21 protein-coding genes are annotated in these 26,329 nt (G+C 46.5%); 15 read left to right on the top strand and 6 right to left on the bottom strand.

Translation table 11 applies throughout. The annotated features are described in order from the left end of the window. The first annotated feature begins 24 nt into the window (after positions 1-24). Complete coding sequence (locus tag IEY13_RS12965; protein WP_229687846.1) at positions 25-3,423, top strand: DEAD/DEAH box helicase; 3,399 nt, start codon at positions 25-27, stop codon at positions 3,421-3,423. A 13-nt stretch (positions 3,424-3,436) separates the two neighbouring features. Here IEY13_RS12965 and IEY13_RS12960 read toward each other — a convergent pair whose 3' ends face one another. Next, complete coding sequence (locus tag IEY13_RS12960) at positions 3,437-4,318, bottom strand: AraC family transcriptional regulator (RefSeq protein WP_188952610.1); 882 nt, start codon at positions 4,316-4,318, stop codon at positions 3,437-3,439. 157 nt (positions 4,319-4,475) lie between these two features. On the opposite strand from IEY13_RS12960, the gene IEY13_RS12955 reads away from it, so the two are divergent. The 8 genes from IEY13_RS12955 (at position 4,476) to IEY13_RS12920 (ending at position 13,773) form a co-directional block, all read left to right on the top strand. Beyond that, on the top strand, positions 4,476-5,396 hold the full coding sequence (locus tag IEY13_RS12955; RefSeq protein WP_188952608.1) for a dihydrodipicolinate synthase family protein: 921 nt from the start codon (positions 4,476-4,478) through the stop codon (positions 5,394-5,396). Positions 5,397-5,419: 23 nt separating this feature from the next. Beyond that, complete coding sequence (locus tag IEY13_RS12950; protein WP_188952607.1) at positions 5,420-6,910, top strand: aldehyde dehydrogenase (NADP(+)); 1,491 nt, start codon at positions 5,420-5,422, stop codon at positions 6,908-6,910. Beyond that, a complete protein-coding gene (locus tag IEY13_RS12945) occupies positions 6,911-7,912 on the top strand; it encodes a 4-hydroxyproline epimerase (RefSeq protein ID WP_188952605.1) in 1,002 nt (333 codons plus the stop codon). It abuts the gene before it with no gap. Between the two features lie 20 nt (positions 7,913-7,932). After that, on the top strand, positions 7,933-9,183 hold the full coding sequence (locus IEY13_RS12940) for an NAD(P)/FAD-dependent oxidoreductase (protein ID WP_188952603.1): 1,251 nt from the start codon (positions 7,933-7,935) through the stop codon (positions 9,181-9,183). Between the two features lie 80 nt (positions 9,184-9,263). Continuing rightward, positions 9,264-10,079: a thiol-disulfide oxidoreductase DCC family protein gene (locus tag IEY13_RS12935; RefSeq protein WP_188952601.1), complete on the top strand. Its 816-nt coding sequence runs from the start codon at positions 9,264-9,266 to the stop codon at positions 10,077-10,079. Positions 10,080-10,082: 3 nt separating this feature from the next. Continuing rightward, positions 10,083-11,009, top strand: a complete 927-nt coding sequence (locus IEY13_RS12930; RefSeq protein WP_188952599.1) for a TIGR01777 family oxidoreductase — start codon at positions 10,083-10,085, stop codon at positions 11,007-11,009. Positions 11,010-11,018: 9 nt separating this feature from the next. Then, positions 11,019-11,483, top strand: coding sequence for an SRPBCC family protein (locus IEY13_RS12925; protein WP_188952597.1), 465 nt, complete (start codon positions 11,019-11,021; stop codon positions 11,481-11,483). Positions 11,484-11,520: 37 nt separating this feature from the next. Continuing rightward, entirely contained in the window at positions 11,521-13,773 is a 2,253-nt protein-coding gene (locus tag IEY13_RS12920) for an FUSC family membrane protein (RefSeq protein WP_188952596.1), read from the top strand. Here IEY13_RS12920 and IEY13_RS12915 read toward each other — a convergent pair. From IEY13_RS12915 to IEY13_RS12905, 3 genes are all read right to left on the bottom strand, one after another. Further along, complete coding sequence (locus IEY13_RS12915) at positions 13,770-14,330, bottom strand: UbiX family flavin prenyltransferase (RefSeq protein WP_188952594.1); 561 nt, start codon at positions 14,328-14,330, stop codon at positions 13,770-13,772. The genes IEY13_RS12920 and IEY13_RS12915 overlap by 4 nt on opposite strands. A gap of 101 nt (positions 14,331-14,431) precedes the next feature. Continuing rightward, on the bottom strand, positions 14,432-16,084 hold the full coding sequence (gene glgP, locus IEY13_RS12910; RefSeq protein ID WP_188952592.1) for an alpha-glucan family phosphorylase: 1,653 nt from the start codon (positions 16,082-16,084) through the stop codon (positions 14,432-14,434). 81 nt (positions 16,085-16,165) lie between these two features. After that, positions 16,166-17,122, bottom strand: a complete 957-nt coding sequence (locus IEY13_RS12905) for a hypothetical protein (RefSeq protein ID WP_188952590.1) — start codon at positions 17,120-17,122, stop codon at positions 16,166-16,168. Between the two features lie 123 nt (positions 17,123-17,245). Between IEY13_RS12905 and IEY13_RS12900 the strand changes: the two genes are divergently transcribed. From IEY13_RS12900 to IEY13_RS12880, 5 genes are all read left to right on the top strand, one after another. Further along, the gene (locus IEY13_RS12900) at positions 17,246-19,132 is read left to right on the top strand and encodes an Nramp family divalent metal transporter (protein ID WP_188952588.1); all 1,887 of its coding nucleotides are present in this window, start codon (positions 17,246-17,248) and stop codon (positions 19,130-19,132) included. Positions 19,133-19,136: 4 nt separating this feature from the next. Continuing rightward, complete coding sequence (locus tag IEY13_RS12895; RefSeq protein WP_188952586.1) at positions 19,137-19,637, top strand: GNAT family N-acetyltransferase; 501 nt, start codon at positions 19,137-19,139, stop codon at positions 19,635-19,637. A gap of 95 nt (positions 19,638-19,732) precedes the next feature. Further along, the gene (locus tag IEY13_RS12890; protein WP_188952584.1) at positions 19,733-20,965 is read left to right on the top strand and encodes an NADP-dependent isocitrate dehydrogenase; all 1,233 of its coding nucleotides are present in this window, start codon (positions 19,733-19,735) and stop codon (positions 20,963-20,965) included. A 116-nt stretch (positions 20,966-21,081) separates the two neighbouring features. Beyond that, entirely contained in the window at positions 21,082-21,723 is a 642-nt protein-coding gene (locus tag IEY13_RS12885) for a Uma2 family endonuclease (RefSeq protein WP_188952582.1), read from the top strand. Next, positions 21,692-22,693: a YpdA family putative bacillithiol disulfide reductase gene (locus tag IEY13_RS12880; RefSeq protein WP_188952580.1), complete on the top strand. Its 1,002-nt coding sequence runs from the start codon at positions 21,692-21,694 to the stop codon at positions 22,691-22,693. The genes IEY13_RS12885 and IEY13_RS12880 overlap by 32 nt, the downstream gene beginning before the upstream one ends. Here IEY13_RS12880 and pafA read toward each other — a convergent pair. Beyond that, positions 22,671-24,335 carry an alkaline phosphatase PafA gene (gene pafA / locus IEY13_RS12875; RefSeq protein WP_188952578.1) on the bottom strand — a complete coding sequence of 555 codons (1,665 nt, stop codon included), beginning with the start codon at positions 24,333-24,335 and terminating at the stop codon, positions 22,671-22,673. The genes IEY13_RS12880 and pafA overlap by 23 nt on opposite strands. 164 nt (positions 24,336-24,499) lie before the next feature. On the opposite strand from pafA, the gene IEY13_RS12870 reads away from it, so the two are divergent. Next, entirely contained in the window at positions 24,500-25,762 is a 1,263-nt protein-coding gene (locus IEY13_RS12870; protein ID WP_188952577.1) for an aminotransferase class I/II-fold pyridoxal phosphate-dependent enzyme, read from the top strand. A gap of 92 nt (positions 25,763-25,854) precedes the next feature. Here the strand turns inward: IEY13_RS12870 and IEY13_RS12865 are convergent, their stop codons facing one another. Next, positions 25,855-26,313: a hypothetical protein gene (locus IEY13_RS12865; RefSeq protein ID WP_188952574.1), complete on the bottom strand. Its 459-nt coding sequence runs from the start codon at positions 26,311-26,313 to the stop codon at positions 25,855-25,857. Between the last annotated feature and the right edge of the window lie 16 nt (positions 26,314-26,329).

Genomic DNA, 26,329 nt, shown 5'->3' with positions numbered 1-26,329 from the left:
AAATATCACCTAAAAAAGGGAGATTTGTGCACTGTAACAGAAAAGGGAACACATACCATGGAGCAGCCGGAAGAAAGGGAACAGGTGTATATGATATATAACTTTGATGCAGCACAACTGGATAGCAGCTTTGTGCAGAAGCATTGTGCCTGCACTGTACCGTCGGAAGACCGTTCTTATACCGCTTTACAACCGGTGGATATAACTGTAGATACAGCCACTTTTGTAATAGCAGAAACTGCACACCTGGTATCTGTAGCCCGGCGGGATACTATACTGGCTGTATCCTGTACCTGCACAGAAACCAAAGCCAAACTATGTACCCACGGGGCACAGGTACTGGTAAATATTGCTGCAAGGGAAAGCCTGCTGATATTTTTTGATGATCAGCTGCGCGTGCAGAAAATGAAACAGTTTGCGGTAGCGTATGGCTTACAGCAGGAAGCCTTTCCCGACCGTTTTTTTAAGGTGGAATACCATAGCGGTAAAGCAGAGATAAAACCCCGTTCGCCAGAATTGTTTCCCATTACAGCCGATAGCACGCGCTACCTGCAGCAGCAGTTACTGGCCGCAGGTACCACACCGGGGTTGCTTCGCATAAAGCCTGACGAAAAAGAAGTGGTGGCAGTGGTGCTGCGGCAACACAGGTATTACCGGCATCTGGTGGTAGAGTTATATAAATCGGAAATGACCAAAGCCGGTAAGCTGAAAAATCCTATGCAGGCTGTAAACCCGCTGGATTATCTGTGGCGTACCGATCATGCACAGGAGGTAAAGTTTTTTACAGGGTTAAGCCGGTTTTTGAACCAGGCAAAGGATAGCGAAGCGGCAACAGATTTTAACGCGCTGCGGGCTATTGTTAAAAATCCTGCCGGATATCCTTTTTACCGGCATAACAGTGAGGCTGGTGATAACGTAACCGCCTCCAGCGTAGAGCCGGTTACTATAGGCGAACTGATACATCACATAACCGTAGTGGTAGATAAAAAGGGCAACTTTTACGAGCTGGCTTTACAGGTTACCATAGAAGGCCATGCGCTGGATTTTAAGGTCCTGCCTATGCAGTTTGATGCGTTTATAGTGGTAGCCAATACTTACTATTTGCCTGCTACGTATCAGCTGTTAAAGCTGCTGTTGTTTTTTAAACAGCATCACTACTGCCTTATGCTGCACGAAAGCAAATTCCCGGCTTTTCAGCGGGAGATACTGGAGCAGCTGGAAGATGCCGTTTCTGTTTTCTATACCTATATGAAGCCTGCTACCAGAGAGCAGTTGCAGGAGCAGGGAATGGATAAGCCGTATGAGAAAATGATTTACCTGAGCGAATCGGAGAACTATGTACTGGTTAACCCTGTAATGCGGTATGGAGAGGTAGAGATTGCTATACGCACCAAAAAACAGATTTATGCAGCCGATAATAAAGGCCATTTGTTTACGGTGCAGCGCGATGATGCCGCCGAACTGGCATTTACCGCTTTACTGATAAAGCAACATCCTGATTTTTTTGAACAGGTAGATAATGAGCTTACCTGGTTTTACCTGCACAAATCGCAGTTTTTACAGGAAGAATGGTTTTTAAATGTATTTGAACACTGGCGGGCAGAAGGGATTACCATTTATGGTTTTAACGATCTGCAGAACAACCGCCTTAACCCGTATAAAGTAAATATTCAGATACATGTGCTCAGTGGCGCCAACTGGTTTAATGCCAATATTGAGGCGGTGTTTGGTAAAAGAAAGGCTTCGCTGAAAAAGCTGCATAAAGCGGTAAAGAACAAAAGCCGGTATGTAGAGCTGGATGATGGTACCCTGGGTATATTACCCGAAGCGTGGATGCACAAAATGGCGGAGTACTTTAACGCCGGTGAAATAGATGGCGAAATATTGACCATACCTAAAATATGCTTTTCTGCCGTAAACCAGTTGTTTGATGAAAGCATGCTGGATGCGGAAGTACAGGAGGAGCTGAAGAACTACGCCCTGCGTTTTGCCCGCTTTGAGTCCATTGAAGAAATTCCGGTGCCGGAGGCCTTACAGGGCACGTTGCGGCATTACCAATGGCAGGGGCTTAACTGGTTAAACTTTCTGGACTCTTTTAATTTTGGTGGTTGCCTGGCAGATGACATGGGCCTGGGCAAATCTATACAGCTGATAGCTTTTATACTATCGCAACGCGAAAAGGTAACCAACAACACCAACCTGATAGTAGTACCTGCATCGCTGGTGTTTAACTGGCGGGAAGAGCTGGAAAAGTTTGCCCCTTCCGTAAAACTATACATACACCATGGTACAGACCGCGAAACAGACAGCAGTACGTTTGCTGCGTACGAAGTAGTTATTACCACCTACAGTACACTGGTATCGGATATTAAATGCCTGAAGTCTTTTACGTTTAACTATGTAATAGCCGATGAATCGCAGAATATAAAAAATGCAGAGTCGCAGCGTTACAAAGCCATGTGCCTGTTGCAATGCCGTAACCGCATTGCTGTTTCGGGCACACCGGTAGAGAACAATACGTTTGACCTGTACGGGCAGCTTTCTTTTGCCTGCCCCGGCCTGCTGGGTGGTAAACAGTATTTCCGCGACATATTTGCTATACCTATTGACAGGTTTAAAGACAATAAACGGGCAGCAGCCTTACAGAATATTATCAATCCATTTTTACTGCGCCGCAGCAAGCAGCAGGTTGCTACAGAATTACCGGAGAAAACGGAAATGGTGGTGTACTGCCCCATGGGCCCTGAGCAGCGCAAAGCGTATGATGCCAGCGAAAAAGAACTGCGCGATTATATTGAAGGCAAGGATGATGACGACATGCCTAAAGCAGCTATGTATGTGCTGAAAGGTATTACCCGGTTGCGGCAGATTTGCAACTCACCCGCACTATTGCCGGAAGATAATCTGTGGGGCAATGCTTCTTCCAAAATTGAAATACTGACACAGCAGCTGAAAGAGAAAACGGGCAGGCATAAAGTGCTGGTGTTTTCGCAGTTTGTATCTATGCTGGAACTGATAAAGACAGAACTGGAAAAAGAGAACATTGCCTTCAGCTACCTTACCGGCAGTACGGTAAACAGAGAGGCGGTGGTGAATGAATTCAGAGAGAAAGAAGAAATACGTGTATTTCTGATAAGCCTGAAAGCGGGAGGCACCGGCCTTAACCTTACAGAGGCTGATTATGTGTATCTGGTTGATCCGTGGTGGAATCCGGCGGTGGAAGATCAGGCAATTGACCGCAGCTACCGTATAGGGCAAAAGAAGAAAGTAATTGCTATTCGCCTTATTTGCCCCGATACGGTGGAGGAGAAAATACAAAAACTACAGGCCACCAAAAAAGAGTTGGTTGGCGACCTGGTAAAAACTGATGCTTCTTATTTTAAAGAGCTGGGCAAAAAAGACCTGCTGGCCCTGCTTAGTTAAATACAGTAATTCATTAATCGTAACCGGGTAAGGAGTATTCTCTGATATAGTCTCTGGGCGATTTGCCGGTAACCGTTTTAAACACGCGGTTAAAGTTGGTGATACTGTTAAAGCCACAATGGTAGGCTACGGTAGAAATACTATCGTACGTACCATCTGCCAGTTTTTTGCAGGCCTCGTTAATACGCACCTCATTCAGAAAAGCCACAAAAGTAAGGCGGGTATGTTTTTTAAAATAACGGCAGAATGCCTGTGGTGTCATGTGGGCATGTTTGGCAATATCTTCCAGCATAATATCGGTATCGTAATGCTGCATAATGTAGTTGTAAATATGCCCTATACGCAGCCCTTCGTGGTCGCTTACAGAAGACAGTCTGGAACCAGACACCAGCGGTTCCAGTTGCGTGGCACCCTGCAGCTGTTTCAGCAATTCAATAAAATGAATAAACTGATCTACCGGTTTGCTTTGCTGTATACGCAGCATACAGGCAGCTACTTCCGCCACCATAGTTTCGGGTAACTTAAAGCCGTGCTGATACTTGCTTAAAAAGGAACGTATGTTTTTCAGTTCTTCCAGGTTAAACACCGGCCCCAGCTTGCCATCGGGGTTAAAGAAGATGGTGAGCGACTGAATGGTTTTCTTACTTCTGCCGGTAAAGTAAGAAGGATCGTTTTTAAACAAATGCGGCTGATTGGCACCCAGCCAGAAAATTTCATTATGCCCAAAAGCATGCATGTTGTTTTCTGCTATTAATGTGCCTTCTCCTTTTTGTACCCAGGTAAGCTGTATCTCTTCATGCCTGTGTAAATGCGGATAGAAATGTGGCAGAATGTCTTTCTGCACAATGATGGTTTTATCATGTGCTACAGGTATGGTAAACTGAAGAACTTTCATAACTCATTTTTTTGTTGGCGGAACAGAAGCAGTTTTATAAGCAGAAATTAACCCCGTAAATGAATAGGTAACCGTTATGGGTTAAAATATGAAAGTAAATTACTAATAAATGCGAATAGCTGCCGGGTGCTGCCGTTTAATTTTGAAAAAAACATTTATGAGTCTACAGTGGAAGGGAGTGTTCCCGGCAATTACAACCAAATTTACTGCTGAGGGAGAATTGGACCTGGAAGGATTTTCAGCCAACCTTAAAGAACAACTGGCCGCAGGCGTTGATGGTATTGTGTTAGGCGGAAGCCTGGGCGAGGCCAGCGTAATAACTACAGCCGAAAAAGAACTGCTGGTAAAAACGGCTATTAGCCTTGCAGGCAACATTCCGGTGGTGTTAAACATTGCCGAAAGTGTTACCACAGAAGCAATACGGCAGGCTAAGCTGGCCGCAGAATGGGGAGCAAAAGGTTTAATGCTGTTACCGCCTATGCGTTACAAGGCAGATGACCGCGAAACCGTTACTTACTTTAAAGCCGTGGCAGCTGCTACCAGCCTGCCGGTAATGATATATAATAACCCTGTAGACTATAAAATAGAAGTTACACTGGATATGTTTGCTGAACTGGCAGAGATACCCAACATTCAGGCGGTAAAAGAATCGAGCAGAGACGTTACCAACGTTACCAGAATGATTAATCGTTTTGGCGACAGATTCGCTATTCTATGTGGTGTAGATACCATTGCTATGGAAGAATTGCTGCTGGGTGCAAATGGCTGGGTGGCTGGTCTGGTATGCGCTTTCCCCCGCGAAACCGTGGCTATTTACCGTTTAACCAAAGCCGGCAGAACAGAAGAGGCTACCAGAATATACCGTTGGTTTATGCCTTTGCTGGAATTAGATATTCATCCTAAATTAGTGCAGTATATTAAACTGGCTGAAGCCCAGGCGGGTATAGGTACCGAGTTTGTAAGAGCACCAAGACTAACATTGGTTGGAGAAGAGAGAGAACGCATTCTGAACGTTATCAATACCGCATTGGCTAAACGCCCGCAATTGCCCGATTACTTATCTATTACCATAAACTAATTGCTTAACAGCAACCGAACCGCATGGCAAACGAAGTATTGACAGATTATGTGGCTGCCGCTGCTGCAGTAATGCAGCAAGCGCAGCAGGCTTTTGAGGCATATAAGAAAGTAGATGCCCATGCAAGAGCGGTATTTCTGCAGCAGATAAGTGCTGCAATTGAGGCAGCCAGGGAAGAACTGGTTGCCGCCGCGCATGAAGAAACCCATTTGCCACTGCCCAGGCTGAACGGCGAAATATCGCGCACCACCGGGCAGTTACAATTGTTTGCCAACCTGCTGCAGGAAGGCAGCTGGGTGGAAGCGGCTATTGATACGGCAGACGATACGCGTACGCCTGCCAGGCCCGATATACGCAAAATGCTGGTACCTATGGGGCCGGTAATTGTATTCGGCGCCAGCAATTTTCCTTTTGCTTTTTCTACCGCCGGTGGCGATACTGCCAGTGCGCTGGCAGCGGGCTGCAGCGTAGTGGTAAAAGCGCACCCTGCGCATGAAAAAACTTCGCAAAGAATGTTTGAAGCTATACAGCAGGCAATTGCTACCTGTAAACTGCCTCAGCATCTGGTGCAGCATGTATCTGATACCGGCATACACCTGGCCAAAGCGCTGGTACAGCAGGAACTGACTACCGCTGTAGGCTTTACCGGCTCACTGGCAGGTGGCAAAGCTATATGGCGTTATGCCAACGAAAGGGAGCGCCCTATTCCGGTATTTGCAGAAATGAGCAGCATCAACCCCGTGGTTTTGTTTCCCGGTAAACTCAGGCAACAGCCACAGCAGCTGGCACAACAGTATGCGGCTTCTATCACGCTGGGCATGGGGCAGTTCTGTACCAACCCTGGCTTGCTACTGGCTATTAAAGGCGAGGGACTGAATGAATTTCTGCAATCGTTAAGCGATGAAATAAAAAGGGTAGCGCCCCAGTCTATGTTGCACGAGGGTATTTATAAGGCATGGCAGCGTAATGTAAACACCTTGCTGGAGCAGCAGGATGCAGAGTTACTGGTACAATCTGCCCAGGAAGCAGGTGCTATTGCGCCGTTACCGGTCATTGCCAGAGTGCAGGCACAGGCATTTATAGCCAACCCTGTTTTCAAAGAGGAAGTGTTTGGTCCGTTTTCACTGGTAGTGGAATGTGCAGACAAAGAGGAGTTGAAAGAAGTACTGGCGCAGGTAAAAGGCCAGCTGACTACCACCTTAATGGCTACAGAAGAAGATCTGGCTGCACATCAGGATATTGTAGAAATACAACAGTCACTGGCAGGCCGTATCATCATCAACAGCGCCCCTACCGGTGTGGAAGTTTGTGCTGCTATGGTACATGGCGGGCCTTATCCGGCTACTACCGATGCGCGTTTTACTTCGGTAGGCAGCACTGCTATTCAGCGCTGGGTACGCCCGCTGTGTTATCAGGGCTTTCCTGATGCACTGCTGCCCGATGCACTTAAAAATGCCAATCCGCTGAAGATATGGCGTACTGTAAACAATCAACTCACCAACGCCGCCCTGTAAATGAAAAAAACATTCTTCTGTGTAGATGCGCATACGTGTGGTAACCCGGTAAGGTTGGTAGCGGGCGGTGGCCCACTGCTGGAAGGGAATAACATGAGTGAAAAACGACAGCACTTTCTGGCACAGTACGACTGGATTAGAAAGGGGCTGATGTTTGAACCCAGGGGCCACGATATGATGAGCGGAAGTATTTTATATCCGCCGCATGATAAAGCCAACGATGTGGCAGTATTGTTTATAGAAACCAGTGGTTGCCTGCCCATGTGTGGCCACGGCACCATAGGTACTATTACCGCTGCTATTGAAGAAGGCCTGATTGTACCAAAGGTGCCAGGCATTGTGCGTATGGAAGCGCCTGCCGGCCTGGTAATGATTGAGTACAAACAGGAAGGCCCTAAAGTAAAAAGCGTAAAGCTTACCAATGTACCTGCTTATCTGGATAAGGCAGAACTTACCATAGACTGCCCCGACCTGGGCGAGCTGGTATTTGATGTGGCTTACGGTGGTAACTTTTATGCTATTGTAGATGTACAGAAGAACTTTAAGGGACTGGAACATTACAGTGCAGATAAACTGATTGCCTGGGCGCGCGAAATGCGTACCCGCATTAATGCGAAATATCACTTTGAACATCCTGATAATGCTACCATTAATGGCTGCTCGCATGTGTTGTGGACAGGCGCGGTACTAAACCCTGCTTCTACAGCGCGCAATGCCGTGTTTTATGGCGATAAGGCGATTGACCGCAGCCCCTGCGGCACTGGTACCTCTGCCCGTATGGCGCAGTGGTATACCAAAGGGCTACTGAAAAAGGGCGATGTATTTATACATGAAAGCATTATCGGTTCCACCTTTAACGGTACCATAGAAGAAGAAACTTCTGTAGCCGGTAAGCCTGCCATAAGGCCGGGTATAGAAGGATGGGCAAAAGTATATGGTTACAATACCATCACCATTGACCCAGAAGATGATCCGTATGCTTACGGATTTCAGGTATTATAACCAGTAAAACAATTCAACAGATGAAAGCTATTGTTGTTGGCGGTGGTATTATAGGTTTAAGCTCAGCGTGGTTTTTACGCGAAAGCGGCTGGGAAGTAACGGTGATAGATAAAGGCGATTTACTGGATAACTGCTCTTATGGCAATGCGGGTTATGTATGCCCCAGCCACTTTGTTCCCATGGCTACGCCGGGTATTGTAAAACAGGGCTTTAAATGGATGCTCAATTCGCAAAGTCCCTTTTACGTAAAACCCCGTTTGAACGCGGCCCTTATTCAATGGGGCCTGCAGTTTATGAAAAGTGCCAACGCACAGCATGTGGAAAAGAGCGCCGTTCCTTTGCGTGACATTGCATTACTAAGTAAATCTTTATACGATAGCTGGGCAGCAACGCCCGGCTTTGACTTTGCTTACGAAAAAAGCGGTTTGCTGGAAATGTTTCAGACCGAAGAAAATGCAGAACATGCGCATCATACGGTAGAGCAGGCAAAACAACTGGGGTTAGATGTTACGTTACTGAACAAAGAAGAAGTAAGCAGCATGGAACCCGGTACAGAACTGAACATCCGTGGCGCTATACATTTTAAGTGTGATGCGCATTTATATCCCGGCAAACTGATGCATAACCTGCTGGATAACCTGCAGCAGCAACAGGTGCAACTGGTAAAGAACCAGGAGGTAACCGGCTTTGAGAAAAAAGGCGATACTTTAAGTGCGGTACGCACCACCACGGGACGTTATGAAGCAGACCTGGTGGTAATAGCAGCAGGCTCGTGGAGTAAAGGCCTGGCAGATATGCTGCAAACAACGATACCTATGGTAGGTGGCCGTGGTTATTCTGTTACACTGGAAAGCTCAGGTTATCAACTGAAACACCCAGCTATATTAACAGAAGGCCGGGTGGCTATTACACCTATGGATGGTAATAAGCTGCGCTTTGGGGGTACTATGGAAATAACCTCTTTAAACGCGCCGCCTAACCTTAACCGGGTAAAAGGTATTCTTGCTTCGGTTAAAAACTTTCTGCCTCAGTTTACTATACCCATGCCAGATGCAAGCGCAGTATGGTATGGCTACCGCCCCTGTTCAGCAGATGGGTTGCCGTATATTGGCAGGCTGAAGAAAACCCCTAACTGCATTGTGGCAACAGGCCATTCTATGCTGGGTTTAAGTCTGGGGCCTGCTACCGGTAAGCTGGTAAGCGAGCTGGCTAACAACACGTCTACCTCTATGCCGGTAGATGCGTTTAACGCGGAGCGCTTTGCAAAATAAAATGTTTCTTTATTTTCAGAAAATATTGAAAGTTTGGAAAGTTTGCGGATATTTGTGGTGTAATCATAAACGCTACAAGTATGAGAACGTTAAAAGATCACCTCATTTTATACGATGCCGAATGCCCCATGTGCAACCTGTACACAGGGGCATTTGTAAAAGCCGGAATGCTGGACAGGAATGGCAGAGCAGCCTATCAGCAGGCGGTAACCACCTGCCCGCAGATAGATATTCAGCGTGCCGTAAACGAGATAGCTCTGGTAAACCGCAACACGGGTGAGGTTACCTATGGCGTAAAAAGCCTGTTTACTATTCTGGGCAATGCTTTTCCTGTAGCAAAGCCACTTTTTGCCTCACGCTTTTTTACGGCCTGCATGCGCCGCCTGTATGCTTTCATCTCTTATAACAGAAGAGTAATTATTCCCGCCGGAGAAAACGCACACACTTTTGCCTGGCAGCCCGCATTTCATAAAAAATATCGTATTGCTTATCTGATAGTAACCTGGTTGGTAACCGCTACTATTCTGGCTGCGTACTCCGGCACCATCGCTGCCCATATACCACAATCAGGCTTTTACCGGGAGTTTGCTTTTTGCGGTGGTCAGATATTGTTTCAGGGCCTGGTGCTGCTGAAAGTGCGTAAAGAGGCGGTATGGGATTATCTGGGTAATATGATGACGATTTCTCTGGCCGGAGGCCTGTTGCTGTTACCCGCGCTGCTATTGCATGCCAACGGAATTTTATCTGCTGCTGGTTGTGTAGGCTGGTTTTTAGCAGTAGCTGCCTGTATGTTGCTGGAACATGTACGCCGTACCAGCCTGTTAAAAGTGGGATACATACCCACGCTTACCTGGGTGCTTTATCGCATCTTACTTCTTCTTACACTAATTCTTTAACACATGCTACATCGTAAAATAGTACTGGCAGGTGGCAATGGCTACCTGGGGGGCGTGCTTGCGCATTACTATAGCACACGTGCAGAAAAAGTGATTATTCTGAGCCGGAAAGCTGCACCACCGCAGGGGAATATACATACCGTAGCGTGGGATGGCTGTAATGGGGGCGAATGGCAGGAAGCGCTGGAGAAGGCTGACCTGCTGATTAACCTGTGCGGTAAAAATGTAAACTGCCGCTATAACCCGCGTAACCGGGAAGAGATATTACAATCCAGAATAATACCCACGCGGGCATTAAGTAAAGCAGCACTGGCATGTAAACAGCCGCCGCAGTTGTGGATTAACGTAACTTCAGCTACTATATACCGGCATGCAGAAGACCGGCCGCAGGATGAGTATACGGGAGAGGAAGGTTATGGCTTTTCTGTGGACATTTGTAAAGCCTGGGAGCAGGCGTTTTTTGAAACGCCTTTGCCCGCCACCCGCAGAGTAGCTTTGCGTATGGGCATAGTGCTGGGCAGAAATGGCGGCGTGTTTCCCCGTTTACTCAATCTGGTAAAAGCGGGCATGGGCGGGCGTCAGGGCAATGGAGCACAATATGTTTCGTGGGTGCACGAGCAGGATGTGGCGGCCTGTACAGAATGGCTGTTACAGCGTAGTGATATGGAAGGCGTTATTAACTGCACAGCACCGGAGCCTGTTGCCAACCACACGTTGATGGAGACTTTCAGAACTGCGTGGGGTACGCCACTGGGGCTACCTGCACCTTTGTGGTTGTTACAATGCGGCGCCTGGTTGATAGGTACCGAAACCGAACTGATTGTAAAAAGCCGTTGGGTAACGCCTGCCAGGCTGCTGGCCGCAGGTTTCTCATTCCGCTTTCGTGTGGCAGCACACGCCATCAATGATATCCTTAGTATTCGCCTATAACTGTATTCTATGGCTTACATACAACTGAAAACGTTTATACAGGCTCCTGCGCAGCTTTGCTTTGATTTATCAAGAAGTATTGATCTGCATACACAAGGCATGCAGCACACAGAAGAAAAGGCGGTGGCCGGCGTTACCTCCGGCTTAATAGGCCCCGGTGAAAGCGTTACCTGGCAGGCGCGCCATTTTGGAATAAGCATGCGGCTGGCCAGCAAAATTACCGCCATGCGTTTTTCTGATTACTTCCGCGATGAAATGCAGGAAGGACCTTTTAAAAGCATGACGCACGACCATGTTTTTATGGAAGAAAGAGGCGGTACGTTGATGATTGACGACTTTGAATTTTACTCCCCCTGCGGCCTGGCAGGCAAACTGGTTGACTTTTTGATACTAAAGGGATACATGAAACGCCTGCTGAAAAAGCGTAACCACCTGATTCAAAGGGTGGCCGAAGAGCAGGCAAAGGCAGGTTAAGAGGTGAATTACTGCCTGAAAACGAGTATGTTTGTGCGTGTCAAAAACAATAGACTATAGCAGAGAATTCAGAAAGTTTATTACAGGGCAATACCTGCACTCCGGCGCGCGTGTAACCGCCGGTGTGGTTATACCCGCTATGGTATTGTACCATTTTGATCTGCTGGCTTTGTGGATGGCTATGCCATTAGGCGCACTTTGCGTGGGCCTTACTGATAACCCCGGCCCGCCGCACCACCGTAAAAATGGTTTAATAGCCAGTATCGCCATCAACTTTGTGGTGGCTATTATTACCGGATACAGCAGAGGCATTCCCTGGCTGCTGGGCGTAGAGATAATATTGTTTGGGATGTTCTTTACGCTGATAGGGGTATACGGTACCCGCATCAGCAGTATTGGCCTGATAGCTTTACTGGTATTTATTTTCAATATAGATAGTCACCTTGAAACGCATTCCATCTGGCAGGATGCACTGCTGTTTGCGGCAGGTGGTGTGTGGTATGCTTTCCTGAGCATGGTGTTGTACAACCTGCGCCCCTTTCTGCATATTCAGCAGTTGATGGGGGAGTGTATGATTGATACCGCCACCTACCTGCGTATTAAAGCAGCCTTTTATAAAGAAGAACCTGATTATACCGAACTGAATACAGAACTGATGCGTTATCAGGTACTGATTCAGCAGCACCATACTGATCTGCGGGAAATGTTGTTCAAAACCCGGCTGATGGTGAACGAGTCCACTACCAAAAGCCGCACGTTGATGATGATGTTTATGGACAGCATCGACCTGCTGGAAAGGGTGATGACCTCGCAGCAGGATTATGTGGCTTTGCATGAGGAGTTTGACGGGAAGGATATTCTGGATGACTATGCCTGGATGATTACCGCACTGGCAGATGAACTGCATGAGATAGGCTTGGCCGTACAAAGCGGCACCGGTTCCAGAAGCACTACCGACCTCACCGCTATGCTCAATGTAACCATGGAACATTTTTTTGAGTTGCGGAAAAAGTACCTGAACCCCAATACTATTGAAGGCGTAATTAAACTGCGCCAGATACTCTACAGCATTCAGGACATTACTGAGCGTATTAAAAGGCTGCATAGCCTTACCTTTTTTGATAAGCGCCTGGCCCGGCAGTTTAAGCTACAGGAAGACATCAGCCAGTTTATCACTCATTCTGAGCTGGACCCGAAAATACTCCTGGCTAACCTGTCGCTGAAATCGGCCAGCTTTCGCCATGCAGCCCGCGTAACTGTGGCGCTGATTATAGGGTACGTTATATCGCTGCTGTATCCACTGGGGCATGGCTACTGGATATTGCTCACTATTGTAACTATTATTAAGCCCGCATACAGCGTAAGCCGCCGCCGGAATATTCAGCGTTTATTTGGTACGCTGATAGGTGGGGTGCTAGGGCTTGCCATGCTGATGTTTATTAAAGACAGAACTGTGCTGCTGGTATTAATGCTGGTGGCCATGGTAATCTCTTATAGCTTTCTGAAACTGCAATACCTGGTAAGCAGTGCCTGTATAACGATATACGTATTACTAAGCTTTGCGTTTCTCAACCCTACGGGCTGGGAAGATGTATTAACAGACAGGTTTATTGATACCGGTATAGGTTCCGTAGTGGCTTTTGTGGTAGCACAGTTTGTATTGCCTACCTGGGAGCATGAGCAGGTAACACAGTTAATGCTGGATGCACTACAGAATAACCGTGCTTATTTTGATACTGCTGCAGCGTGCTTTACGGGCTCGCAGCCCGATGTAACTACGTTTAAGCTGGCGCGTAAAAATGCTTTTGTAGCGCTGGCCAACCTGAGCGATAACTTACAGCGTATGTTGAGTGAGCCTAAGGATAAGCGTCCTAAGTTAAAGCACTACCACCAGTTTGTAGCCACCAGTCATATGCTTACCTCGCATATTGCCGCCTTGTCTTACTACGCACAGCGCAATGCCAGTCAGTATGCTTCCAACGATTTTCTGCCGCTGGTGCAACAGGTAGATTTACAGTTTCGCCAAGCTACAGAAGTGCTGCAACATCATCGTTCAGTAGAAGTATTAAGTGTATCTGCCAAGCTGCCTATCAGTGATAAGATACAGCAGCTGTTAGATATACGCCGTAAGGAACTGGAGAATGGGAGAGACGATGAAATTATGAACACACGCAAAACCCTGTCGGATATGAAAACCATTACCGACCAGTTTGAACTGATCAGTACCATGACGGTGGATCAGATCAGAATTATTCAAAAAATAGTAGAGGTAGAGGAAGTGCCGGCTTAAGATTTCCAGCGGTAGCTGCTGATGTTAAGTCCTGCTAGGTCCAGTACACGATCGGTTACAGTAGCTGCCAGTTCTTCAATGGTTTTTGGAAGACTATAGAAGGAAGGTGTAGCAGGGCATATAATGCCACCTGCCAGTGTAACCGCTTCCATGTTACGGATATGTATCAGGTTATAAGGGGTTTCTCTGGCCAGTAATAGTAGCTTTCTTCTTTCTTTCAGCACCACATCTGCCGCACGGGTAATTACATCATCGCTGATGCCGTTGGCTATACGTCCCAGGGTGCCCATGCTACACGGGGCAACAATCATAATGTTATAACGGGCAGATCCGGACGCAAAAGGCGCATTAAAATCATACTTGTCGTAAAATTTTACCGGGTAGTTCTGGTAACTGGTATTGTTTAACTCCGTTTGCCATACCACCTGTGCATTCTTGCTCATAACCACACTTAACTCTTCCCACTGCTCAGGAATACTCAACAGCTTTTCAATAAGCAGTTTGGGATAAATGGCCCCACTGGCTCCGGTAATCGCTATCACAATTTTATTGGGCATAAGCAAAAGTACAATGAACAGTTCAATAGGGAAGGGGTATAAAAGAGAATCCCGCCACAAAGCGGGATTCATAAACAGACCTTCTCATGTGTGTTATAAAACTATTTGTACAGGAGTGCGTAGTACTCATCCGCCATACGGTTGCTCTCAAACTTCAGCACCACATCACGCATGCCGTTTTGTACCACCTGCCTCCAGGTATGGTAGTTATCGTAATACAACGGCAGTATTTCCTGCTCCAGTATTTCGTACAGTTTATCCAGATCGTACTGGTCCTGCTCTTCTGTACTCATTTTGGCATAGTTGCCTTTGGGTACCACAAAGCTGTTGTTGCCGTGGTCGGCAAACTCCGGAATCCAGCCATCATCGGTTGAAAAGTTAACAGCGCCGTTCATAGCAGCCGTCATACCACTGGTGCCGGAAGCCTCACGCGGTACACGCGGGTTGTTTAACCATACGTCTGCCGCCTGCTTCAGGCGTTTGCTCAATGCCAGCTCATAGCCGGTAAGTACCGCTACGTTTTTATAATTTTTGCTAAGGTTTACAAGGTTGTTAAACTGCGTAATAGCAGCGTAATCGCTTGGGTAAGGCTTACCAGCCCAGATAATCTGAACAGGGTGTTTGGTGTTAGATAACAGCTTTTCAAAACGCTCCATATTGGTGGTCAGAAAATCTGCGCGCTTATAGCCTGCAAAGCGGCGTGCCCACACAATGGTAAGTACATTGGGATCGAACACCTTGCCGCTTTGGTCGGCAACTATTTCAAAAGCTCTTCTTTTTAACCAGTGTTTACGGTCGTCAAAGGCAGCCTCATCATTATCATCAGAAAAACGATACAACTGCTTATCGGCCCAGTAGCGCAGGTTTTGTGCGTTGGTGATGGAGATGATTTCGCAGATGCCCGGATACTTAGCCCACATTTCGCGCGATACATGGCCGTGCAGTTGTGATACACCATTGGCCAGCTTTGCAAAACGCAATGCAGCCAGGGAGTGGTTAAACTGATCGTCCTGTATGCCTGTTAACTTACGCACCTCATCAATGCTGAGGCCGCAGAAATAACTCATTTTATGGCACAGGTAAATATCATGCTTTTCGTTGCCTGCTTCTTCGGGTGTATGGGTGGTAAACACCAGTCGCTCACGCAGCTTGTCTACACTCTTAAACTTGTTCAACAGATAAAAAGCGGCAGATAAACCATGTGCTTCGTTCAGGTGATAGCGGTCGGGGTTAAAGCCCAGCTCGTCAATAAGTTTAGCTCCACCCACTCCCAGTAATATAAACTGGGCCAGCTTGGTTGCTACGTTGGCATCATACAAACGATGCGTAATGGTTTGCGACACATAATCGTTCTCCGGCACATCTGTACTCAGCAGAAACATAGGTGCCGTGTTAAAGGTTTCTGGCGCCAGGTACAGGGCTTTTACCCAAACCGGTGCGTCGTGTATCATAATCTGGAAGCGGATGCCGGTATCTTCCAGGAAGTTGTAGATTTTTTCGGTCCAGGTAACCTGCAGGGTCTGATCCTGATTACGTGCCTGGTCGTAATAACCGAACTTCCATAAGATGCCAATGCCTATCAGGTTCTGGCGCAGTTCGTAAGCGCTACGCATGTGCGAACCGGATAAAAAGCCAAGGCCACCGCTATAGATTTTCAGGGGCTGGTGAACAGCAAACTCCATGGAGAAATAGGCTATCTTTTGGGCATAGCGTTCATTAACCTGGTAAGGAACCTGGAAATTTTTAAAATTCATTTATTACGGATTTAATAAAAAATCGGAGCGAATATAAAGGAAAATGACAAAGTGTGTTTTTGACACAATGTTTTCCCGGTGTTATTTTTTCTTTTTCTCTTTTTTCTTATCATAGCTGTCGTTAAACAGGCAGCGTATTCCACGGTGGTTGCCACAGCTGCCCTGCTCTTTTACAGTTATACGTGTATTGGTAAAAGCAAAATCAATAACGCAGGGGTCGCCATTTTGTTTGTATACGGCTTTTCCGTTGGCCGCTACTGTAAACTCGCCCTTTAACTCACCTGTGCAGGCGCCGTTGTTTTTTTCGAAGTGTATAAAAAACAGGTATTCCTGTGCATTGCGGCCATCGCGTACCGCAATAAAATTTTTCTTGTCCTCTACATAATCGCCACTGAACTTGTTTTTACGTGCCATTGTATCAATGGGATTGTAAATTTCGTTCACCTTTTTCTGCTCATCATTCGTTTCGTTAATCACGGTTAAAAAATCCGCAGAAGCATCTATATAGGCATAGCCGGTGCGTGTATACAGCAGTTGATTGGCAGAGGCAAATCTTTCTTTGTTTACGGTAAAAGTGGGTTCGCGGTTAATGCCAACCGTGTAGGTATAATCGTTGTTATGTCTGGCGGGAAGCAATTCCAGCGCTGCTTTAAACTCATTCTTTTTATCAAAAAAGAAGGCCGCCAGCGAGGTGTGTTTGTTATAGGTAAAAGTGGTAAGCAGATAGTTACCGTTGTCTTTTTCAATACGTCCCAGCGGGTGTATACGTGTTTTGGCTTTGGCCTTGCTGCCCCCTTCCAGTTTTTCCAGTATGCTATCGGGTATAAACTGCTGAATGGCTTTGTAAGGTATGGTGGTGGTATCTTTTAAACGGTTTATGTTGGTGTCTGCTACCGTATAAGGAAGGTTAATTGCAGGATATACGGCCAGCAGTTCTTTTGCGGTAACCGGTTTATCGCCACTCAGGCCGCCTTTTTTGTCTTTACAGGCAGTAACTAATAAAAGCAAAGAAAGAATAGCCAGGGTGGTTTTATGCATGATATTGAGTTATTTAAAGTTGTCCGGGGGATGGTTATTCTCCAAATATGATGATTTTTTTATTGCAATGCTGCATTTTTTGGGATAAGGTGTTTCGTATAAATAACTTAGATTTGTCTAACTATGAGTAGGCTTCCCTTAGGCAACAGCAATCAATCGTTAGGAGAGGTACATGAAAGCGTGGATGTAACGGCAGGAAAAAAAGGCTGGAAACGTTTTCTGGCTTTTATTGGCCCGGCTTATCTGGTAAGCGTGGGGTATATGGACCCCGGTAACTGGGCTACCGACCTGCAGGGAGGGGCGCAGTTTGGTTATAAGCTGATATGGGTACTGCTGATGAGTAACCTGATGGCACTGCTGTTGCAGGGCCTGGCAGCCCGCCTGGGCATTGTACGGCGGCGCGATCTGGCGCAGGCGAACCGTGAAGAGTATCCCCCCTTTGTTAACTTTTGTTTATATCTGCTGGCAGAGTTGGCTATTGCTGCCTGCGACCTGGCAGAAGTGCTGGGTATGGCCATAGGTATTCAACTGCTTACAGGCCTGCCGGTATTATATGGTGTGCTGTTTACCCTGTTTGATACTTTTCTGCTGCTGTACCTGCAAAAGCTGGGCATGCGCAAAATGGAAGCGTTTATTGTAGCGCTGATTGCCGTAATTGGTATTTCTTTTCTGGTGCAGGTGGTAATAGCCAAACCCGATATGGGGCAGTTGGTACAAGGCTTTGTACCTACCCGGCTTAATTCTGAAGCTTTATATATAGCAGTAGGTATTATTGGTGCAACGGTTATGCCGCATAACTTATACCTGCACAGTGCACTGGTACAAACGCGAAAGATTAAAAGTGATTCTGAAAGCATTAAGCTGGCGCTGAAGTTTAATATGATAGACAGCACCATTGCGCTTAACCTGGCTTTTCTGGTAAACACCGCTATTCTGGTACTGGCGGCTGCCGTATTTTTTACCACCGGCAACACACAGGTTGCCAAAATTGAAGATGCCCACCGCCTGATGGAGCCGATGCTGGGCAGCAAACTGGCTCCGCTGCTGTTTGCCGTGGCGCTGATTGCTGCAGGCCAGAGCAGTACGGTAACCGGTACCCTTGCCGGGCAGATTGTAATGGAAGGTTACCTGCGCCTGCGTATTAACCCGCTGTTACGTCGCCTGCTTACCCGCATGATAGCTATTGTGCCTGCGGTGGTAGTGATATTGATTTATGGCGATCAGGAGCTGGATGCGTTACTGGTGTTTAGCCAGGTGATACTAAGTCTGCAACTGGGATTTGCTATTATTCCGCTGATTCATTTTGTAAGCGATAAAAATACTATGGGCGCCTTCGCCATCCGCTGGCATGTAAAGGTGCTGGCCTGGCTGGTAGCTGCGGTACTTATTTTTCTGAATGTGAAACTGGTGGCCGATTCCAGCGTGGAGGTTTTTACTCAGCAGGGGCATTGGGGAATGAAAATACTGGTAGGGGCTGCCTGGCTGGCTTTTGCGTGGTTGTTTCTGGTAATGACCTTTTTGCCGCTGGTACACCGCCGCCGGCAAAGGGCCAGTGTAAACATGCACAGTGAGGTAACGCCGTTGGTAAACCTCTCCATTCCTGAAGTAAACACCATAGCCGTAGCGCTGGATTTTGGCCCGGCAGATGAAAAGGTAATTGCACACGCACTATCGCAGGGGCATGAACATGCTACCTATTTATTATTACATATAGTAGAAACCGTATCGGCCAGGTACCTGGAATCAGCGGCAGACGACTACGAAACCCGTAAAGATACCGAGCGGCTGAACTGGTACGCCTCTCAGCTGGAGGGAATGGGGCATAAGGTGCAGATTGCGCTGGGCTACAAAAACAGGATTCATGAAATTGTGCGTATTGTAAAAGATGCCAATGCAGATATGTTAATTATGGGCGCACACCGCCACACGGCTATAAAAGATTTTCTCTATGGAGCCACGGTTGACCAGGTAAGGCATAAATTAGCAATTCCTGTGCTGATTGTGAATTAATAACATGAGAGAGAACTTACATACACAACCTCTGGTGAGGGAGATTGCGCCGGCTGACAATGCTACCCTGGCGCAGATTATACGGCAGGTGCTTACAGAGTTTAAAGCCAATAAGCCCGGTACGGTTTACTATGATCCCACTACAGATGATCTGTTTCAGCTGTTTCAAACACCCGGTTCCCGCTATTGGGTGCTGGAAGAAAACGGGGTAATAAAAGGTGGCGGCGGCATTTTTCCCACCGAAGGGTTGCCGCAGGGCTGCTGCGAACTGGTGAAACTCTATCTTACCAACGACAGCCGGGGCAGGGGATGGGGCAGGTTGCTGATTGAGCAATGTGCCACGGGAGCGCAGCAGCTGGGTTTTACAGAGCTGTACCTGGAAACCATGCCCGAACTGAGTAATGCAGTAGCCTTATACCACAAATGCGGGTTTGAGCCGCTGGAAGGCCCGCTGGGGCAATCCGGCCATTTTGGATGCGATATCTGGATGCTCAAAAAACTGTAAAAAAGCACCGGTAACGTTTGCGGAAATGTATCTGAGTGCCGAATGGTACAAACCCCTACTTTTGTACCCGCTTTTAGTAACCAAAATCTTTTGAAATGGCTGAAAAAATCAAAGTGGCCAATCCGGTGGTGGAACTGGATGGCGATGAAATGACAAGAATCATCTGGAAATTTATCAAAGACAAACTGATACTTCCTTACCTCGAGTTAGATATTAAATATTATGACCTGGGCATGGAGTATCGCGATGAAACTAACGACCAGGTTACTATTGACGCAGCCAATGCTATTAAACAATATGGCGTAGGTATTAAATGTGCTACCATTACACCTGACGAAGCCCGTGTGGAAGAATTTAAGCTGAAGCAGATGTGGAAAAGCCCTAACGGAACTATCCGTAACATCCTGGATGGTACTGTATTCCGCGAGCCGATTGTTTGTAATAACGTTCCCCGTCTGGTACCTAACTGGACTGCTCCTATCTGTATTGGCCGTCACGCTTTTGGTGATCAGTACCGCGCTACTGACTTCGTTACCAAAGGCAAGGGTAAACTGACTATTAAGTTTGAAGGTGAGAATGGTGATGTACAGGAATTTGAAGTGTACAATTTTAAAGGTGATGGCGTTGCGCTGGCAATGTACAATACCGACGAAAGCATCAAAGGCTTTGCACGTGCATGTTTCAACCAGGCATTAAGCAAAAAATGGCCTTTATACTTAAGTACTAAAAACACCATCCTGAAAAAATACGATGGTCGTTTCAAAGATATCTTCGAAGACATTTATCAGAACGAATTCAAAGCCGCATTTACTGAAGCAGGTATCGTTTACGAACACCGCCTGATTGATGACATGGTTGCCAGCGCTCTGAAATGGAACGGTAACTTTGTTTGGGCTTGTAAAAACTACGATGGTGACGTACAAAGCGACACCGTAGCGCAAGGCTTTGGTTCTTTAGGTTTAATGACTTCTACTTTAATTACCCCGGATGGTAAGGTAATGGAAGCAGAAGCTGCGCACGGTACCGTAACCCGCCACTACCGCGAGCACCAGAAAGGTAAACCCACTTCTACCAACCCCATCGCGTCTATCTTTGCATGGACAAGAGGTCTGGAATTCCGCGGCAAACTGGATAACAACCAGCCGCTGATCGATTTCTGTCATGCACTGGAAGCAGTATGTGTGGAAACTGTAGAAAGCGGTAAAATGACCAAAGATCTGGCTGTTTGCGTACACGGTAACAAAGTAGAACATGGTAAACACTACCTGTATACGGAAGAGTTCCTGGAAGCTTTAGATCAGAATCTGAAAGTGAAACTGGGTAAATAACCCACTGTTTTATAAAGTAAAAAGGCCCGCAATTGCGGGCCTTTTTTATGCGGTGGTATGTAAAGTACATAGGAATTTTAAGGAGGCTGTGATAATATTTTTAGTATTTTGTAGTTATGTATACAAACTATGAAAACGAAGAAGATAATATTGCGCAGATTATGCTGCGTGAACCAGCAGCCATATATGGCATGCGCACTTATACCGAAAAAGAGTATCTGCAGCTAGAGCGTAGTTCCGATGTACGCCACGAATATTATCATGGAGAAGTGTTTGCCATGGCAGGTTCAGGCCTTGTTCACAACATCATTTTCAGCAATGTATTTACGGGCATAGGCGTGCAGTTAAAAGGCAGCGGCTGCAGGCCATTTGGCAGTGATATGCGTATTCATATACCTCAGAACTCGTTATTTACCTATCCCGACATTTCTGTTTTCTGCAATCATATAAAGCCTTCCAGCTTTGATGCTGATACGGCAACAGGCCCATCGGTAATATTTGAAATATTATCGCCTTCCACCAAATCATACGATAAAGGGCCTAAGTATAAACTGTACCAGGCTATTCCGGAATTGTTGCATTATGTTATGATTGATTCAGAAGCTATCAGCGTAACTGTTTGCAGCCGTGGTGGCAACCATTCCTGGTCAATGGTGCATTTCAACCATCCTTTGCAGGCTGCTTTTATCTCTTCTTTACAACTTTCCCTGCCGTTGAAAGAAATTTATGAAGGAACTTTACTGCATGAGCAACTATGATGTGGTAATTGTAGGTGGTGGGCCCATTGGTATGGCCTGCGGCATTGCGGCAAAAAAGGCAGGATTAAGTTATGTAATTATAGAAAAGGGGTGCCTGGTAAACAGTTTATATAACTATCCCCTGTTCATGACCTTTTTTTCAACCAGTGAACGGTTGGAAATTGGGGGCGCGCCTTTTATGAGCCTGGCACCCAAGCCCGGCAGGCAGGAGGCTATTGAATACTACCGCCGTGTAAAACAAATGCACGATCTCAATATCCATTTGTTTGAAAAGGTAGAAGCAGTGCAGTCCGCAGCAACAAACGGGGCGCGTTATACCATTACTACGTCAAAAGCTACTTACCATGCCAATAACGTGGTAATAGCTACCGGCTTTTACGATTTTCCTATTTACATGGATGTACCGGGCGAAGAATTGCCTAAAGTACACCATTACTATAAAGAGCCGCATTATTATGCATACCAGAAAGTGTTGGTGATAGGTGCCAACAACTCAGCAGTAGATGCAGCACTGGAAACCTGGCGTAAAGGGGCAGAGGTAACGATGGTAATACGGCAGCAGGAGATAGGAGCACGTGTGAAATATTGGGTAAAACCGGATATTGAAAACCGCATTGCAGAAGGAAGCATCAAAGCATATTTTCAATCTTCTATAGCAGCCGTTCGCGATAAAGAAGTGGATATTATTACGCCCGAAGGTATAGTTACCATAGAGAACGATCATGTACTGGCTATGACTGGTTACCGGCCTGATTTTACGATGCTGGAACGTTTTGGGGTGGAATTGTCAGCCGACTGGAAAAGGTGCCCGGTGTATCATCCGGATACTATGGAAACAAACCTGCCAGGCGTATACCTGGCAGGAGTGGTGTGTGGTGGTATGGAAACGCATAAATGGTTTATCGAAAACTCACGCGACCACGCGGATAAAATTATAAAACATATTACTATTTCATCACCTCTTCAATAACATGTCCTACACTGCCGTTGGGCATTTGAATGTGCAGTAACGCAGATACCGTAGGGGCAATATCGGTCATATAGGTTTCGCGGTTGGTAGCGCCGTGCTTAATACCCCAGCCATACCATACCAACGGAATATGCGAATCGTACGGGTTCCATAATCCGTGTGTGGTGCCGGTGCTGCCTACATCCATATAACCCGGCTTCAGCACATACATAATATCGCCGCAACGGGTAGGGTAGTAGCCGTTGGTAATTCTTTCTTTCAGGGTAGCATTCAGCGTGGTTTGTGCCAGCTTGCTGTATTCAAAAGCATTGGCTACACCATCCTGCTTCAACAGATAATCTATAATAAAGCTTTTAACATCATCACCATTCAGGTCAGAGCTGTCAATCAATCCGTGGTTCAGTACCAGTTGATAGTTGAATCTGCCCTTTACAATATTGCTTTTACCAAATTTGGTTTTCAGCGCTTCATTGATGTCTTTTATCAGCGATTCGCCAAAGCTGCCGCCGGGCAGGTTGTTCTCTTTAGAAAAACCGGGTACGTGTGCTACACCATGGTCAGCAGTTAAAAACACGGTATACTGGTTTTTACCCACCTGCGCATCTAAGTATTCAAACAGTTTGCCCAGTGTTTCGTCCAGTTTAATGTAACCATCGAGCTGCTCCCACGAGTTAGGGCCAAAAGTGTGGCCAATATAATCAGGAGAAGAAAAGCTTACAGTAAGAAAATCGGTGTTAGTGCCTTTGCCTAAGCGCTCAGCAGCAATGGCAGCTTTGGCCAGCTCTGCAGTAATGGTGTTGCCATGTGGGGTGGTAGCCAGTTTACCATAGTCTTTACCGGCAAATTGCGATAACGTATAAGGAAAGCTTATCGCATCTTTACCAAAAGGCTTGCCCTCATAATTCTTGATATCATCGGTACAGTACTGGGTGTATACTTCTTTGTTTAAAGAGAGGTTCCAGTTGAGGTTGTATAAAGAATCGGGCAGTTTGCGTTCGTTAAAGTTGCTCACCCATTCCGGCAGTTCCTGGGTATACCAGGTGCTGGTAATAAAGTTTCCGCTTTTGCTATCGTACCAGAAAGCGCCGTTGGCAGAGTGGCCAGCTGGCATAATAGCACCCCTGTCTTTCAGGGCTATACCAATTACCTTGCTGCTGAAATTGGTAGCAATGCGTAATTCGTCAGTTACAGTAGTAGTGAGCATATTACGCGGGCTCATCTGGCCTGCTGCAACGGTACTGCTACCTACGGTAGATACAGTAGCGTCATCTGCACAATACACATCTTTATTCAGCAGGTTATCGTACCAGTTGTTACCCACAACGCCGTTAATGGCAGGCACACTTCCGGTAAATACACTGGCGTGGCCGGCAGCGGTATACGTAGGTGTATAAGGAATAAATGTGTTTTCGCAGGAATATCCTTCATTCAAAAAACGCTTGAATCCGCCATTTGCTTTAAATACCGGATTAAAACGGTACAGGTAGTCCCACCGCATCTGATCCACCACAATTCCTACCACCAGTTTAGGTCTGGCAACACCCGTTGCAGGTTTAGCTGCCGATGCCACCGGCTTCTTCTGGCCAAACACGCCTGATCCGGCGGCCAGCAGAGAAAACGCTATAAGTACACTTTTTTTCATCAGGATGATTGTTTTTGGTTTCAGGGGCAAATGTATAGATAACCCGCCTGTTAATTCCGTTAACAAAAGGTGAATGCTTTATTTAGCCCGAATAAGTTATTTTTGCGCCAATTCTCAAACATAACCCCACAAACCTGACAACAAATCAGAAAACGTAAATACGTATGGCAGATATTTTTGAAAGATTGATTAAAAATTACGGCCCCATTGGTCAGCACCGTGAAAGAGCGCATGGATACTTTGCTTTCCCCAAGTTAGAAGGTGAAATCGGTAGCCGCATGAAGTTCCGCGGTAAGGAAATGGTGGTATGGAGCCTTAATAACTACCTGGGTCTTGCCAATCACCCCGAAATACGCAAAGCAGATGCCGATGGTGCTGCGCAGTACGGTCTGGCTTTGCCAATGGGTGCACGTATGATGAGCGGTAACAGTAATTTTCACGAGCAACTGGAAAGAGAACTGGCCGAGTTTGAAGAAAAAGAAGATGCCATTCTGATGAACTTTGGTTATCAGGGAATTATGAGTGCTATTGACGCAGTTTGCGGCAGGCACGATGTAATTGTGTACGATGCAGAAAGCCATGCCTGTATTATTGATGGTTTGCGTTTACACCCCGGTCACCGTTACGTGTTCAAACACAACGATATAGAAGATTTTGATAAGCAAATGGAGCGCGCCACACTCCTTATTCAAAAACAGGGTACCGGTGGTATACTGGTAATTACTGAGGGAGTATTTGGTATGGCGGGCGACCAGGGCAAACTGAAAGAAATAGTGGACCTGAAAAGCAAATATGAATTCCGTTTACTGGTAGATGACGCGCACGGTTTTGGTACCCTGGGCGAGCGTGGTGCCGGTGCGGGCGAATTACAGAACTGCCAGGCCGGAATTGACCTGTACTTTTCTACTTTCGCTAAGTCTATGGCTTCTATCGGCGCTTTTCTGGCCGGTCCGCGTGTAATTATCGATTATATCCGCTACAACATCCGCTCTCAGATATTTGCAAAAAGTCTTCCTATGCCTATTGTAACAGGCAACCTGAAAAGGCTGGAAATGCTGCGCACTATGCCTGAATTAAGAGCAAAACTGTGGGAAAACGCACTGAAACTGCAGAAAGGTTTAAAAGAGCGTGGTTTTGACACAGGCAATACCAACACCATGGTAACCCCTATCTATATGAAAGGTGGTGTGGAAGAAGCAACCGCTATGGTAATGGACCTGCGCGAAAACTATGGTATCTTCTGTTCTATTGTGGTGTATCCTGTTATTCCTAAAGGCCATATTATCTATCGCCTTATTCCAACCGCTGCCCACAGCGATGAGGATATACAGCGTACACTGGAAGCTTTCAGCGAAACCAAAGCGCGCCTGGATGCAGGAGCTTATAAAGTAGAAGCCATTCCTGATATGGCTGATGCCAGAAAATAGAAGCTGTTACAGCCATTATCTATAAAAGAAAATCCCGCCGGTAGTACATCAGCGGGATTTTCTTTTATGCGTTTATCTGCAAAGCGGAATTCTTATTCAGCCACTGCTTCCTGCGCTTCTGCGGGCGCAGCTGCTGCCTTCTCTTTGCTGGCTTTGGCAGGTTTGGGCGCAGGTTCTGCTGCCGCTTCACCAGTAGTAAATTTAACGTTCAGGTTCAACTCGCTCTCTGGCTCCTCAAAGCTGAATACCTGAGGTATATTCTGTGTGTTCAGTTGATACAATTCTTTGTAGCTGCTGGGGGCCAGTATGTCCAGTTTCACCAGTTCTTCAATAGCTGCTTCAATAGCCGCAGCGTCCAAACCGGTTTTTTCTTTTAATTCCTCTGCAGGCATACCGCTGTATTTGCCTACTTTTTCTGCCCTGGTGGCAAATTCCAGTACGGCCGAGCCGTTAGCAGAAAGAGGGTTTAATGTTTCCTTGATGAAGGAGTAAAGGCTCTTCAATTGTTCAGGGGTGACGCTAAAATTACCTTTCAATGAGGCTGCTTTCATACTAAATATTTTGGTA

This window comes from Filimonas zeae (genome assembly GCF_014641615.1).
GTDB lineage: Bacteria > Bacteroidota > Bacteroidia > Chitinophagales > Chitinophagaceae > Filimonas > Filimonas zeae.
This window is presented reverse-complemented; position numbering and strand designations above follow the sequence as displayed.

Coding starts and splice junctions, on each gene's coding strand:
- IEY13_RS12960 (WP_188952610.1), bottom strand. CDS start 4,318: ATGAAAGTTCTTCAGTTTACCATACCTGTAGCACATGATAAAACCATC.
- IEY13_RS12955 (WP_188952608.1), top strand. CDS start 4,476: ATGAGTCTACAGTGGAAGGGAGTGTTCCCGGCAATTACAACCAAATTT.
- IEY13_RS12950 (WP_188952607.1), top strand. CDS start 5,420: ATGGCAAACGAAGTATTGACAGATTATGTGGCTGCCGCTGCTGCAGTA.
- IEY13_RS12945 (WP_188952605.1), top strand. CDS start 6,911: ATGAAAAAAACATTCTTCTGTGTAGATGCGCATACGTGTGGTAACCCG.
- IEY13_RS12940 (WP_188952603.1), top strand. CDS start 7,933: ATGAAAGCTATTGTTGTTGGCGGTGGTATTATAGGTTTAAGCTCAGCG.
- IEY13_RS12935 (WP_188952601.1), top strand. CDS start 9,264: ATGAGAACGTTAAAAGATCACCTCATTTTATACGATGCCGAATGCCCC.
- IEY13_RS12930 (WP_188952599.1), top strand. CDS start 10,083: ATGCTACATCGTAAAATAGTACTGGCAGGTGGCAATGGCTACCTGGGG.
- IEY13_RS12925 (WP_188952597.1), top strand. CDS start 11,019: ATGGCTTACATACAACTGAAAACGTTTATACAGGCTCCTGCGCAGCTT.
- IEY13_RS12915 (WP_188952594.1), bottom strand. CDS start 14,330: ATGCCCAATAAAATTGTGATAGCGATTACCGGAGCCAGTGGGGCCATT.
- glgP (WP_188952592.1), bottom strand. CDS start 16,084: ATGAATTTTAAAAATTTCCAGGTTCCTTACCAGGTTAATGAACGCTAT.
- IEY13_RS12905 (WP_188952590.1), bottom strand. CDS start 17,122: ATGCATAAAACCACCCTGGCTATTCTTTCTTTGCTTTTATTAGTTACT.
- IEY13_RS12900 (WP_188952588.1), top strand. CDS start 17,246: ATGAGTAGGCTTCCCTTAGGCAACAGCAATCAATCGTTAGGAGAGGTA.
- IEY13_RS12895 (WP_188952586.1), top strand. CDS start 19,137: ATGAGAGAGAACTTACATACACAACCTCTGGTGAGGGAGATTGCGCCG.
- IEY13_RS12890 (WP_188952584.1), top strand. CDS start 19,733: ATGGCTGAAAAAATCAAAGTGGCCAATCCGGTGGTGGAACTGGATGGC.
- IEY13_RS12885 (WP_188952582.1), top strand. CDS start 21,082: ATGTATACAAACTATGAAAACGAAGAAGATAATATTGCGCAGATTATG.
- IEY13_RS12880 (WP_188952580.1), top strand. CDS start 21,692: ATGAAGGAACTTTACTGCATGAGCAACTATGATGTGGTAATTGTAGGT.
- pafA (WP_188952578.1), bottom strand. CDS start 24,335: ATGAAAAAAAGTGTACTTATAGCGTTTTCTCTGCTGGCCGCCGGATCA.
- IEY13_RS12870 (WP_188952577.1), top strand. CDS start 24,500: ATGGCAGATATTTTTGAAAGATTGATTAAAAATTACGGCCCCATTGGT.
- IEY13_RS12865 (WP_188952574.1), bottom strand. CDS start 26,313: ATGAAAGCAGCCTCATTGAAAGGTAATTTTAGCGTCACCCCTGAACAA.